This is a genomic window from Acetobacterium sp., from assembly GCF_041752335.1.
Classification (GTDB): Bacteria; Bacillota; Clostridia; order Eubacteriales; family Eubacteriaceae; genus Acetobacterium.
In genome coordinates this window covers 1-13,346 of sequence record NZ_JBGSHG010000036.1, presented here as the reverse complement: position 1 = coordinate 13,346, position 13,346 = coordinate 1, and the positions used below count along the sequence as shown (strand labels likewise).

Here is a 13,346-nt window from a genome sequence, read left to right as displayed (position 1 = left end):
GCCTTAGCCCTCAATTTCGCCGATGATCTGGCCGACCAGAACCCGGTCATCTTCTGCGGCCAATGTCGCAGAAAGAACCCCATCGGCTGGTGACTCAATATAGATAGAAATTTTATCGGTGGCCGCTTCGGCAATGTTATCGCCTTTTTTGACGGTGGTGCCAATAGCGACAAGCCATTGTCTTAAATTGATTTCTTCTGCACCTTCGGCAAATTCGGGGATAGTAATTTCGTATTTCATTTTATTTCTCCTTAAATTTTTTTATTGATCGCTTACCAGCAATTGTTAAATTTACTGGTACGTCAGTGGATAGTCAATTGACACTAAATTCATCATGGGTTCTTTTAGTGGTTTGGGTTCCAAACATAGCATCAAACTCCAGAATGAACTGATCTCTAAGTTTTGACAGGGTGACAGGGGGGCATCCACATGCCTCCATGGATGTTACGCCTTTATCTTCAATACCGCAGGGGATAATGGTTTTAAAATGCTGGAGGTTGGGGTTAACATTAATGGATATGCCATGGAGAGTAACCCCATGGGATACCGCTATGCCTAAAGCTGATATTTTTTTATCATCACCTGTATACGGGTCATCAATCCAGACTCCGCTGCGTCCTTTAATTCGTTTGCTAATCAGTCTGTAATGATCCAAAAGGTTGATAACTATTTGTTCCAGACAGCGCACATACTGATGAGCACTTTTGACATACTGATCAAAATGTAGAATCGGCGAAACAATGAATTGGCCGTTGCCGTGATAGGAAATATCGCCACCTCGGCTGACGGATGTAAGCTGAATGCCCATTGCAGCTAGTTCTTCAGCTGAATGCAAGAGATTTTTTTCTTGTGTTCCGCGTCCGAGAGTGATAACAGGATAATTTTCCTGAAAAAGTAGAGTGTCCGGCCAGGATTTGTCCACACATTTTTTATGGAGTTGTTCCTGGATTACAAAGGCATCTTCGTAGGAAATCAGTCCCAGGTCAATCCAAGCGAGGTCTTTTTTCATGGTCTAATTCCTCCAGGTGATACTGTTTCATCTTGCGGTACAGGGTACTTCGGGAAATGCCCAGGTACTCAGCAGCTTTCTTGCGCTCAGAAAAAAGCGTCAGGGCTTTTTTGATGGTGGTGAGTTCCATGTCTTTTAAATCAACATTGGGTTGCTCCGTTTTTGTCGCAATCATTTTCGGCAGTGGCTGGGGCTCTTCTTTAGGGGTCAGCTCGGCATTGAGATTCGGCAGATAACTGGCAATAAAATAGTTATCAATGCGATTGGTTTCAGTGAAATTGACCGCCTGTTCGATGGCATTCTTAAACTGCCGTACATTTCCCGGCCACTCATATTCCTGCATGGTTGCGATGGTGGAGGGGTGGAGGGCTTCAATGTATTTGCCACAGGCCTGGGTGATGTCATTGAGAAAAAACTCAGCCAGAACCGGGATGTCTTTTTTTCGTTTTCGCAGTGGTGGAATATTTATTTGCAAAACATTCAGCCGATAGTAAAGATCTTGTCGAAACCGCCCCTTTTTTACTTCTTCGGCAAGATTTTTATTGGTGGCCGCGATCACCCGGACATCAATGGGAATATCTTTATCTCCGCCAATGCGCTGAATATATCGCTCCTGTAAAACCCGCAGCAGAATAGTCTGGGTGTTGATAGGCATTTCACCGATTTCATCGAGAAAAATGGTACCGCCCTTGGCCAGTTCAAATTTTCCGATCTTACCGTGTTTGCTGGCGCCGGTGAAAGAACCCTCTTCGTAGCCAAAGAGCACACTTTCGATCAGATTTTCGGGAATCCCGGCACAATTAATGGCAATAAATGGCTGATCGGATTGATAAGCGTTATGAATCGCCTGGGCAAACATTTCTTTTCCGGTTCCGCTTTCACCTTCCAACAGGACGGTTGCACTGCCTTTGGCGGCAATTTGCGAAAGATGGAGTGAGCGTAGCAGATCCGAGCTTTCGCCGATGATGTCATCAAAGGTAAAGCGAGTGCCTTTTCGTTTGGCTTTATCAGAAACCTGAATTTTCTTGCCCATATCCTTCAGGGTGGCAACAGCTCCGGCAATGGTGCCATTGTCATGAAGGATTAGCTTGCTGTTGATTAAGCAATTTATTTTTTTACTCTTGGTTATAATATGTTTATCTTTTTCTTCTAAAGATGGCGGTACATTTCCATGATGATCGAGAATGGTTTCGCCGTCCATAATCTCCAGAATGTTTTTTCCGTAAGATTCAAAGGTGGTGGTTTTTAAAATCTTGGCGCCCTGAGAATTGATACCGATGATTTTGCCCTTCACATCCACTGCTACCACGCCATCGGTCATGGAGTCGATCACAGTGCTCAGGTAGTGATTGGTTAAATCAAGCTGGCGATGGGATTCGGCAATGCAAAGCTGTCGGGATATCGCTTTGGTGGCGGCAACAACCATCCCCAATGTATGGGGATAGGCCATTTCTTTGGGCCCGGCCATATCCATAACGCCCAGCAGTTTGCCGTTGGCATCGAGAATGGGTGCGGCTGAACAGGTTAGCTCATGATAACATTCATAGTAGTGCTCAGCTCCGATCACCTGAATCGGTTGGAGGAGATCGATGGCTAAACCAGTAGCATTTGTTCCGGCCATATGTTCATTCCAGATACTGCCTCGAACCAGATTTTTGGTGAAGGCTTCGTTGAGAATGGCTTGGTCGCAAATCAGCTCCAGAATAACCCCATTGGGATCAGTGAGGGTGGTCGAAAAACCAGATTCATTCACAAATTCCTGTAATTCAACCATAAATGGAATGCTGACATCCAGAAGAATCTTATTCTGCTCCAGACGTTTCCGAAAATTCTCTTCACTGACGGTTGGGGTACGATTCAAAGCCCGGGGATCAAGTCCGGCCTTTAGACAGCGCAGCCAGGAGTCAATGATCGGTTTGCGGATATGATTACCAATGCTTCCGGAAATCATGAAATCTTCCCAGGTTTTTTTTATGACATCAAAGTCAGCAGACATTTTCAAAGCGTTCACGCTCCATTTTTATTTTTAATCAACATTTTATGAAAAAAAGGTGGTTTTGTTAGCGTATATAAACAGTTTGCCAGGGGAAATGATCCCCTGGCCTAATTTAATTAAGATGCTTTTTATTTAGGGCAAGGGAAAGTATAGCAGGCAGAAGCCAATTTTTGCAAGTCAGCATTCAGTTGTGCAAAGATGTAAACAGGTGCACACCCGGGGTAATAAGTCACTGATTTTGCAAGTGCCGCTCCTTCTTTGACCTTATCCACAGAGGGGAAAAGTTCCCAGCAATCACCACAAATAAAGACGTCTTTATCGCGACACAATTCAGGTTCGAAGTCTGGGACACCACCGGCAATAACAATAACTTCACCATTCTTTTCAAGGAAGGTTTTCATATCAATTCCGCTTAAAGCAAATGAATCGAGAGCTCCACGAACATTAACAAAACATCCCGGACAGGTTTGCTGCATGACACAGGTTAAGCCGGCATACATACCAATGGGATCACCACCGGGACGTCGGAAGTGTTTCATAACGGATTCAATCGAGTTACCGACAACATCGATTTTGGCTAAATCAATTTCGCCCTGTCCTTCAGTTCCGGCACAGCGAATGGCAGGAATTTCCATCGGTTCAAAGCCCATAATGGAACAGGCAACCGAGTCAACGGCAACAGTATCGGTTCCCGCGATCATCAAGTTCATTTCAATGGGCGAACCGGCATGAGGGCCCTGACCTTCCATCCCGATAACCGAGTCAACAATGGTCAGATCGGCATGACGAATTCTGTACATATCTGCCATTTTCTGGCCCAATTCGATTCGGTGAGCACCTTGCTGCTGATCATTTGGATGACAGTTGGGGATGATACCATTCCAGTTTTTAAGTCCTAAGGTAACGGTTCCAGCTAAATGCACCTTCATTTTTGGTAGGTTGATAACCACATCGGCATCCAGGAAAGGTTTAAAAACGGTGGCATGTTTAAATAATTTTGCACCTTCGATTTCTACCGCAACCACATCATGTTCATCAAAATAGATGACTTCATCAGCACCGCCAAGTTTGGCTGCTTCTTCCATTTTGGAGTCTTTGAAGGCAGGTTTGGCCCGGCCAACATGCATCCCTAATGATGGATTATCACCAATTACAACTTTTCCGGCTTTGGAGTTTTTCTTAACATAAGAAACAACAGCTTCAATGGTTCGTGGATCAACAACGGCGTGGCTTTCAGGTGGCGCCTGGAAAGCAAGATTTGGTTTAATTAAGACAATATCGCCTTCTTTAATGATGGTATCAAGGGAACCAATCGCTAATTCAACTGCTTCGGCAACAGCGGCTTCAATTTTTCGAACATCCTCTTCAATACGAACATATTTTCCGCCCATGAATGAGGCATTGCCTTCTGGTTGTGCAACCTTTACAACAGATACTTTTGTTTTACTCATGATAATCTCCTTTTGGTATAGTCACCATATATTTGTCCATAAAGCATGGACGTACAGTTATATACCCGCAATAATCATGCCAAAACAAGGTATCCCTAAAAACCCCAAAACCGGGATTCTTGATGTATTATAAGTGTGTCATGTGTCAAAATAAGACACGATTGTGTGTCATTATAACACGCGATACACGAATTAAGCCTTAATCAAAAAAACTTTGTTAAACTGAGTTTCAAATTAGTGGTATTCGATGTGAATTTTTTTTGTTATAATCTTATGTTATGAGGTATTATATACAAGATAAGTAAAAAATTACCGATGCAAAAGTTTGGCATTTGGTTGATAATACTTTAGTAATCAGATTAAAATAAGAAAGTGAGGATAATATGCGTAAGGTTTTATTGTTAAACGGTAGTCATAAATCTGGTAAGAGTTATACCATGATCATAGCCGAGCAATTTGTATCAGGGCTGATCGATTTCGATCCGGAAACAGAGATTGAAACTGTTAATCTAATTCAAAAGAATATTAACGCATGCACAGGGTGCCATACCTGCTGGACCACCACACCGGGGGAATGTATTTTCCAGGATGACATGACGGAACTTTTCCATCAATATGAAGATGCCGATATTATTATCTGGGCTACCCCGCTCTACCATTATGGAATCTCCAGCGCCATGAAAAAATTCATGGAACGAACCCAACCGGCACTACTGCCATTTATTGACAATGAAGGTGGGGGAACCTACGGACATCCGTTCCGGAATCCGGAAAAAATGGCGACAAAAAAGCATGTGCTGATCAGTACCTGTGGCTTTCCGTCGACAAAAAACAACTATGAAGGGGTCGAGGAACAGTTTAACAATCTCTTCGGAAAAGACAAGTGGGAAAAAATAATCTGTGTGGAAGGTGAGCTTCTCGGAATTCACCAGTTGGATAATCTGACCGGTCCCTATTTGGATTTGGTTAAAATAGCCGGTCAGGAATATGGCGAAAATCTGAGCATTTCCCCAAAAGTACGGGAAGGTCTTTCAAAACCTTTTGTTGAAACCCCAACCTATCTCCAGACAACGAACCTGAGCTGGGGGGTGGACGATACCCGGATGAAGGATTCAGACGGGGGCCTGATTGCCTGGAATTATATGAAAGAAGTGCAAGCAGACTTCAACCCCAAGGTGCGACCAAAAATGAACGCGGTTCTGCAGATTGATTTCACTGATATTAAAGAACGCTATCAGTTTGTCATCAAAGACGAAACCTGCACCCTGCTGCGCAATGATTTTGCTAGAGAAACGACCACCATCAATATTAATCTCACCACATTGGAACGGATTTTAGAAGGTAAAATTGACGCCGCCCAATCGTTACTGGAGGAAAAATATACGGTTGTTGGCGATATGCGTTTGTTTAACGCCTTTCTCGATGGACTCTTCGGTCCGGTCAACCTGAACCCGGATAAGAAAAAAAAGCTGGTTCCGATCAGTTTTAAGAATACCCCCTACTGGTTTTTTCTGGCCTTGTGCCCATGGATTTTCTGTTTTCTTTTTGCAGATTACAGTCCGCTGATCGGGGTGGTGATTCCATTGATGATCAGTGGCGTTTTATGCGGCATCAAGCGGGGCACCGATCTGGTTTATTTTGAACGAGCCACCCTGTTGACTTTTTCCCTGCTCGGTTTAACGGTGGTGACCTTTGGATCGGAGTATCAGGGAAACACTTTTGCCATTATTGGATATTTTGCCCTGGCTTTGATCTGGGCAGTTTCCACCCTAAAAACGGTTCCGTTGACCGCCGACTACACCCATTATTTCAATGGCCGCAATGCCCTTAAAAACGTATTGTTTTTAAGAACCAATCGCTTGCTCTGTTATGTCTGGTCGCTGGTTTTCCTGGCTCAGGCCGGCATTGCCTTATGGCTTAATACAACGGTGCTGATCAATTTTGCAGCGGTGATTCCGATCCTTTTAAGCGTGCCAACCTTTGCGTTTTCGCTCTGGTTTTTAAAATGGTATCCCAGCGATATGGCTAAACCCAGATAAGAACAGCAGGAAACCAGTTATTGGGATACCCTGTAGTTATTGATAATTGCGAAATTAAAGGTCAAGCTCATTGTTCGCTGTTTGTTAAGTTCGTAATGATTGCCATGATTTTAAAAATAGGAGAGAAAATGTTAACACTGGATAAAATATATCACGCATCATTTACGCTAAAAAAATATATTCGCCCCACGGATTTGATCCATGCCCCTAAAATATGTCCAGATAGTGATGTTTATTTAAAGACAGAAAATTTACAGATAACTGGATCCTTTAAAGTGCGGGGGGCCTGTTATAAAATATCACAGCTCAGTGAAGAAGAAAAAGCGAAAGGCGTGATCGCCTGCTCAGCCGGTAATCACGCTCAGGGAGTGGCTATGGCCGCGGCCATTAACCATATCAAAGCCCTGATCTGTCTGCCGGATGGAGCCCCGATCTCCAAGGTGGAAGCGACCAAGGCCTATGGTGCCGAGGTCTGTCTGGTGGAAGGCGGCTATGATGAGGCCTATGCAAAAGCATTGGAGCTTCAGGCCGAGAAAGGTTATACCTTTATCCATCCTTTTGATGATGAGTTTGTCATCGCTGGCCAGGGTACCATTGGTTTAGAACTGCTTGAAAGCCTGCCGGATCTGGATGCGGTGATTGTCCCGATAGGCGGTGGCGGGCTGATTTCCGGCATTGCTTATGTGCTCAAGTCTTTAAAGCCCGATGTGAAAGTTTATGGGGTTCAGGCCTGCGGTGCACCCAGTATGCAGCAGTCCATTAAAAACAGTAAAATTTGCCGGCTACCCCAGGTTTCAACCATTGCGGATGGCATTGCCGTGAAAGAACCGGGCGAGCTGACATTCAATCTGTGCAGTGATTTAGTGGATGAGATTGTCACTGTCACTGAAGATGAAATATCCACGGCTATCCTGACCTTGATTGAACAGCAGAAACTCATTGCTGAAGGGGCCGGGGCAGTCGCAGTAGCAGCGGCCATGTTTGGAAAACTGCCGATTAAAGGGAAAAAGACGGTTTGTATTGTATCCGGAGGGAATATTGATGTGACGATCTTATCCCGGATTATCAAACGGGGTCTACTAACCTCCGGCCGAACCTGTTCCTTTAACATTGAACTGATTGATAAGCCGGGGCAGTTAAAAAAGGTTTCTCAGATTATCGCTGACCTGGGTGGAAATGTCATCTCAATCCACCACGAGAGGAGCAATGAAGGATCGGATATCAATGGTTGTTTTTTGCGAATTGAGTTAGAAACGAGAAATTACGAACATATTCGCGAAATACGTGAAGGTCTGGTTCAGGGCGGATTTAAATTACAGAATTAAAATGAAAAATAGTTTTTTTAGTGTTGATTGATTAGGGAAAAAAGGGGTATAATTCAATCGATAAGTGTTTAACATCTGTTTGTCGTCGGTGTGCTTTTTCTACTAATGGGTGACCCAAAAAAAAAGAGCACACTGAGATAAATAAGACCGGAACTCAGCAAAAAAAAGTTTATTGTTCTTTACAGGCATTTGCGAAACGGATCAAAAGGGATTTCTGCAAAAAAATATGGTGTTTTAAAACAGGAGGAGCAAAATGTTAACCAATATCAGCGAAGATTTAAAGAAAATATTTCTGTTTGGCGTCGGAGCGGTGGCAGTCACAGCTGAGAAATCAAAGGTTCTCATTGATGAGCTGGTGGAAAAAGGCGATCTCACTGTTCAGCAGGGGAAAATTCTCAACGAATAATTAAAACATAATATCAAAGAAACCATTAAAGACACGGTGACGGTTAATGAGGTTAAATCAGAAACGCCTCCCTCAGCTGATACCGTCGTGGAAGGTCTGGATAAGATGACGCCTGAAGATATTCAAAAAATCAAAGATAAACTGCAGGCCATGACTGCAGAACCGAAGGTGGAAAAAGAGATCATCGAGGTTTCTGATTTTGAAGAGAATGTCAGTGAAAAGGAAATCGATGAACTTAAGTGATTCTGGCATAAAAGTAAAAGATATACCAAAAAATCCAATGGATACAAATGGCAAAAGGCTGAAAAAAATTGTATCCATTCTGGTAAAACATGAAATTACTAAAGGGTTGACCCCGGAAAAACTTCGACTCATCATTGAAGATCTGGGGCCGACCTTTATTAAAATTGGCCAGATTATGTCCATGCGTCGGGATATTTTTCCCAGCGACTATTGTATCGAACTTGAAAAACTGCGGTCACAGGTAACACCCATGCCCTTTGATGAATTCATCCGAATTATTGAAGAAGAGTATGACTGCCCGGTGGACGATGTGTTTCGCACGATTAATCAAGATCCGCTGGGATCTGCTTCCATTGCTCAGGTTCATGCCGCCGATTTGATCGATGGTGCTAAGGTTGTGATTAAGGTTCAGCGCCCGGGGATCTATAAGGTCATGGCTCAGGACGTGGTGCTTTTGAACCGGGCCACTGGGATTCTCAATATCGCCAGCGGCATTGGCGATGTGGTGGATTTTAAAATGATCATTGATGAAATGTGGAGTACCGCCCAGCAGGAAATGGATTTTCTCTTCGAGGCCAAGAATGCACAATTGTTTAATGAACTTAATGCTGAAATTAAATATATTGGCTGTCCCAAAATTTACAATCAGTTTACCACCGCCAAGGTTCTGGTCATGGAAGACATTGTCGGCATCGAAATTGATGAGAGGAAGGCCTTGCAGGAGGCCGGCTACGATCTCCAGGAAATTGGCATTAAGCTGGCCGAAAATTATGTCAAACAGATTATTGATGATGGTTTTTTTCACGCCGATCCTCATCCGGGAAACATGTTTATCCGGGATGGCCAAATCGTTTGGATTGATTTAGGGATGATGGGAAAACTGTCCAAACGGGAGATGGGATTGTTAAGGCGCAGTGTCAAAGCTGTGGCGATCCGGGATGTGGAAAGTCTGGAAGGAGCGATTCTTTCCCTGGGGGTCCACAAGGGCAAACGCATCAACCATTCGCTTTTATATGAAGCCATTGATCGGATGTTGGATGTATATGGCACCGAAGAACTCAGCAACATTAATATGGGACGATTCCTGGAAGAAATATTGCGGATTGCTGCAGAAAATCACATTGGCATGCCCCGGGGCATCAGTATGCTTAGTCGCGGAATGATTACCATCGAAGGAGTGATTGCTGAAATATCTCCCGACGCCAATTTTGTTAGAATTATGGCCGACCATATGGCTGGTCAGCAGGTAGCCAATTTTGATCTGAATAGTTTTATGGAAACGAACAGACGGAAAATATTAATCTCAGGAGAAAAAGCCATTAATGTACCAGGGCAGATTTCTGATTTTTTAAGCCTTGCCAATAAAGGGCAATTGAAAATGAATCTGGAAATATTGGGATCGGACGAGCCCCTGGCAGAAATCGACCAGATGGTCAACAAAATTGTCATCTGTATTATTAATGCCGCCCTTTTAATCGGCTCCAGTTTTATTGCGACTACTGGTATGACACCGCTATTCATGGGAATCCCCGCTTTGGGAGCACTGGGTTATTTTACGGCCATTATTTTAAGTCTGGCGTTGACGATTTCCATCCACCGAAAGAAACGGAAACGCTGAATAACTGCTTGTTTATTTTAGTTGAACACATTTTGTTGATGAATTAACAGAATCTTAATATAATCTTTCCAAGCCGTTAACATATGGCACTGCAGAGCATGTTAGACTTTAACAGCGATAGATAATAGGGATACCTAACATCTTTATCGCTGTTATTTAGTTTGTCAGGCAGCAATCATATAAAAAAGCGGAAGATGGAGAGAAGCGTAAATGAAATGGTTTTATAATTTAAAAATAGGAAGAAAGTTGATCTTCGGTTATTTGATCATTGCGGCCATTGCCGGAGGAATCGGAATGATGGGTCTGGTTGGGATCCAGAAAATCAGTCAGCAGGATGTCTATCTTTATGAGAAAATGGCCAAACCGCTGGGCGAGTTGGTCTATATTGTCGATTCTTTTCAGGGCATTATTGGAAGTATTGATGATTTAACTCGGGCAACAACGCCGGAAGATATTGATACCATTGAAAGCGAAATCCTCAAAAAAAATTCAAGATTTGACTCCAATCTTAAAACCTTTCAAACGACCCTGATGGATCCGGAGGCGATTGAAATTGCTGATGAAACCTATTTACTAAAAGATGAATTTGACGCGATGGTCACCGAAATGATCAATCTGACCCGCCTGGGGAAATCGGCTGAGGCTGCAATTTTAGCAAGAAGCAGTGAGTTTAAAGCGATATACACGCAAATAGAAGTCAACTACCGGGAAATGATGGAGCTAAAACTGGTGATTGTCAAAGACACCGCCAAAAGCAATCAGGCTATTGCTGCATCATCAACGATGATGACCATTATCTTGCTGGTAGTAGGTGTGATCCTCTCACTGTTACTGGGATTTTTGATTGCTTCGACGATCACAAAACCCATTGCCAGAATCAATAATATGATCAAAGAAATGAGTTTGGGGCACCTGGGGATGCGTCTGAACATGGATTGCCAGGATGAGGTTGGCGAAATGGCAGTTGCCATGGATCATTTTGCGGATGATCTTCAACATGTGGTCATTGAAACGATGCATCAGATTTCGGCCGGGAATGTGTCGGTAGACATTGAACCCAAGGATGATCAGGATGAAATAACCCCGGCGTTAAAACAGACCATCGAAACCATTCGGGGACTGATTGCTGAGTCCGTCTTACTGTCCCAGGCAGCCATTGACGGTCGACTGGATATCCGCGGCAACGCCGATGCTTTTAACGGCGGCTTCAGAGAAATTCTGGTGGGATTCAATAACACCCTGGAGGCCCTGGTTGTTCCCTTGAATGTGGCGGCTGAATGCGTCAGTCAGATCGGTTGCGGGATTATTCCCGAAAAAATTGAAGACACCTACTATGGGGATTTTGAAACCTTTAAGAACAGTATTAACGCCTGTATTGATGGTCTGGCAGCCCTGGAAGAAGGAAAACAGGTGCTGGGACTGATGAATAGCAACGATTTTTCCCAGGCTGTCAAGGGTAATTATCTGGGAATTTATGCAGAAATTGCAGAATCCATTAATGGTATCCGGCGCTTACTTTTGAGTATAACCCGAATTGCCGGAAACATCAGGGAAGGAAACCTCAACGACCTGGCGGAACTTCAGCAGGTTGGAAAACGAAGTCAGAACGACCAGTTGATCCCCACTTTGATAGAAATGATGGAAAATATTTTTATGCTTGTTGAAGAAACCGAAACCATGGCTCAAATTGCCGTGGAAGGCGATCTCAGTTATCGCGGCGACAGTAGTAAATTCAGCGGGGAATATGCCCTGGTTATTGAAGGCTTCAATCAGACTCTGGATGCGGTCATCGAACCGGTTACAGAAGCATCAGCGGTACTGCGTGAACTGGCGCAGGGAAACCTTCACACGATGGTGATGGGGGATTATCAGGGAGATCACGCAAAAATTAAAGACGATCTCAATGTGACCATCATGTCTTTGGCAATCTATATCGGTGAAATCACTAGCACCCTTGAAGCAATGGGACGGGGAAATCTCAACCAGGAAATTGAATCAGAATTCAAAGGCGACTTTCTGGAAATAAAAACTTCCCTCAACGCGATTAACAGTCGACTCAGTACCACCCTTTCTGATATTGATACGGTGTCTGCCCAGGTAGAAATGGGAGCGATTCAAATATCGGACAGCGGGCAGTCACTGGCCCAGGGTACAACCCAACAGGCCAGCGCCATTGAGGAGCTGACATCATCCATTGAGGAAGTGGCGGACGAAACCAGGCATAACGCCATCAGAGCCGATGAAGCCAATCAACGGGCGGTGGCAGTCGGGGAAAATGCCCGGCTTGGGAATGGTCAGATGGAAGCCATGATAAAAGCCATGACAGAGATTAATGAAGCCTCTAATGGGATCGCTAAGATCATCAAGGTAATTGATGATATAGCCTTCCAGACCAATATTTTAGCTTTAAATGCGGCGGTGGAAGCGGCCCGAGCCGGTCACCACGGCAAAGGTTTTGCCGTGGTGGCTGAGGAAGTCAGAAGTTTGGCGATTCGTAGCAGCCAGGCGGTGAAAGAGACCACCCAACTCATTGAAGGATCACTGGAAAAGGTGGAAGCTGGCACCACGATCGCCGATAAAACGGCAGTCAGCCTGAAAGAAATTCTGGATGAGATTGAGAAGGTAGCCAAACTGATGGGCAACATTGCCGTGGCATCCAACGATCAGGCACTGGCGATTTCACAGATCAACCGGGGCATCGAGGAGGTATCGATGGTAGTGCAGACCAACTCAGCCACCGCAGAAGAAAGCGCCGCAGCCAGCGAAGAACTCTCTGGACAGGCTCAACTGCTCAAACAAATGGTTAGCACCTTCGAAATTAAAGCGGTGTAACCGTAAAATAGTTTTGACAGTAAGGTAGTGTAATGACAAACGGAACCCTTTTCAGGGTTCTTTTTTTATCATTTTACTGAATAACGCTTGACAATTATGTCATGTAGTATTATTGTATTAATCAAGTAATACAATAATACAAAGGAGGACAGCGATGAAATGGTACATCGATTCCGATCGCCCCATCTATAAACAGTTGGTGGAACAGATAGAGCTCAGAATCATCTCCGGAGTTTACAAGCCGGGAGATAAACTTGAATCAGTGAGAGAAATGGCAATGGATGCCGGAGTGAACCCCAATACCATGCAGAAAGCATTGGCAGAACTGGAAAGAATGGAACTCGTTTTTGCACAAAGAACCAGCGGCAGATTTATTACGGAGGATTTGAAAGTGATAGAAGAAGCGAAAAAAAACTTGGCAGTCCAG

At 44.1% G+C, this 13,346-nt stretch carries 11 protein-coding genes; 7 read left to right on the top strand and 4 right to left on the bottom strand.

The genetic code is table 11. The annotated features are described in order from the left end of the window. Nucleotides 1-3: 3 nt before the first annotated feature. The 4 genes from ACEW8F_RS05020 to ACEW8F_RS05005 all read right to left on the bottom strand — a co-directional run bounded on the left by ACEW8F_RS05020 (nt 4) and on the right by ACEW8F_RS05005 (nt 4,456). Entirely contained in the window at nt 4-240 is a 237-nt protein-coding gene (locus ACEW8F_RS05020; RefSeq protein ID WP_373482378.1) for a biotin/lipoyl-containing protein, read from the bottom strand. A gap of 73 nt (nt 241-313) precedes the next feature. Then, nucleotides 314-1,009: a lipoyl(octanoyl) transferase LipB gene (gene lipB / locus ACEW8F_RS05015; RefSeq protein WP_373482377.1), complete on the bottom strand. Its 696-nt coding sequence runs from the start codon at nt 1,007-1,009 to the stop codon at nt 314-316. Next, nucleotides 984-3,005, bottom strand: coding sequence for a sigma-54-dependent Fis family transcriptional regulator (locus ACEW8F_RS05010; protein ID WP_373482431.1), 2,022 nt, complete (start codon nt 3,003-3,005; stop codon nt 984-986). Before ACEW8F_RS05010 ends, lipB begins: the two co-directional genes overlap by 26 nt. A gap of 128 nt (nt 3,006-3,133) precedes the next feature. Next, nucleotides 3,134-4,456, bottom strand: a complete 1,323-nt coding sequence (locus ACEW8F_RS05005) for a DUF362 domain-containing protein (protein ID WP_373482376.1) — start codon at nt 4,454-4,456, stop codon at nt 3,134-3,136. A gap of 383 nt (nt 4,457-4,839) precedes the next feature. On the opposite strand from ACEW8F_RS05005, the gene ACEW8F_RS05000 reads away from it, so the two are divergent. The 7 genes from ACEW8F_RS05000 to ACEW8F_RS04970 all read left to right on the top strand — a co-directional run. Further along, a complete protein-coding gene (locus tag ACEW8F_RS05000) occupies nt 4,840-6,495 on the top strand; it encodes a flavodoxin family protein (protein WP_373482375.1) in 1,656 nt (551 codons plus the stop codon). A gap of 128 nt (nt 6,496-6,623) precedes the next feature. Then, nucleotides 6,624-7,820: a threonine ammonia-lyase gene (gene ilvA, locus ACEW8F_RS04995; protein ID WP_373482374.1), complete on the top strand. Its 1,197-nt coding sequence runs from the start codon at nt 6,624-6,626 to the stop codon at nt 7,818-7,820. Between the two features lie 253 nt (nt 7,821-8,073). After that, nucleotides 8,074-8,226, top strand: a complete 153-nt coding sequence (locus tag ACEW8F_RS04990) for a hypothetical protein (protein ID WP_373482373.1) — start codon at nt 8,074-8,076, stop codon at nt 8,224-8,226. 36 nt (nt 8,227-8,262) lie between these two features. Then, nucleotides 8,263-8,469 (top strand): hypothetical protein, encoded by a 207-nt coding sequence (locus tag ACEW8F_RS04985; protein ID WP_373482372.1) that lies wholly within the window; start codon nt 8,263-8,265, stop codon nt 8,467-8,469. Next, nucleotides 8,456-10,087 (top strand): ABC1 kinase family protein, encoded by a 1,632-nt coding sequence (locus ACEW8F_RS04980; protein WP_373482371.1) that lies wholly within the window; start codon nt 8,456-8,458, stop codon nt 10,085-10,087. Before ACEW8F_RS04985 ends, ACEW8F_RS04980 begins: the two co-directional genes overlap by 14 nt. Before the next feature lie 210 nt (nt 10,088-10,297). Continuing rightward, the gene (locus tag ACEW8F_RS04975) at nt 10,298-12,919 is read left to right on the top strand and encodes a methyl-accepting chemotaxis protein (RefSeq protein WP_373482370.1); all 2,622 of its coding nucleotides are present in this window, start codon (nt 10,298-10,300) and stop codon (nt 12,917-12,919) included. A 154-nt stretch (nt 12,920-13,073) separates the two neighbouring features. Beyond that, the coding region (locus ACEW8F_RS04970; RefSeq protein WP_373482369.1) for a GntR family transcriptional regulator at nt 13,074-13,346 on the top strand (273 nt) is incomplete at its 3' end.

What these genes read in the sequence shown, in the direction of transcription:
- ACEW8F_RS05020 (WP_373482378.1), bottom strand. Translation starts at nt 240, where the DNA reads ATGAAATACGAAATTACTATCCCCGAATTTGCCGAAGGTGCAGAAGAA.
- lipB (WP_373482377.1), bottom strand. Translation starts at nt 1,009, where the DNA reads ATGAAAAAAGACCTCGCTTGGATTGACCTGGGACTGATTTCCTACGAA.
- ACEW8F_RS05010 (WP_373482431.1), bottom strand. Translation starts at nt 3,005, where the DNA reads ATGTCTGCTGACTTTGATGTCATAAAAAAAACCTGGGAAGATTTCATG.
- ACEW8F_RS05005 (WP_373482376.1), bottom strand. Translation starts at nt 4,456, where the DNA reads ATGAGTAAAACAAAAGTATCTGTTGTAAAGGTTGCACAACCAGAAGGC.
- ACEW8F_RS05000 (WP_373482375.1), top strand. Translation starts at nt 4,840, where the DNA reads ATGCGTAAGGTTTTATTGTTAAACGGTAGTCATAAATCTGGTAAGAGT.
- ilvA (WP_373482374.1), top strand. Translation starts at nt 6,624, where the DNA reads ATGTTAACACTGGATAAAATATATCACGCATCATTTACGCTAAAAAAA.
- ACEW8F_RS04990 (WP_373482373.1), top strand. Translation starts at nt 8,074, where the DNA reads ATGTTAACCAATATCAGCGAAGATTTAAAGAAAATATTTCTGTTTGGC.
- ACEW8F_RS04980 (WP_373482371.1), top strand. Translation starts at nt 8,456, where the DNA reads ATGAACTTAAGTGATTCTGGCATAAAAGTAAAAGATATACCAAAAAAT.
- ACEW8F_RS04975 (WP_373482370.1), top strand. Translation starts at nt 10,298, where the DNA reads ATGAAATGGTTTTATAATTTAAAAATAGGAAGAAAGTTGATCTTCGGT.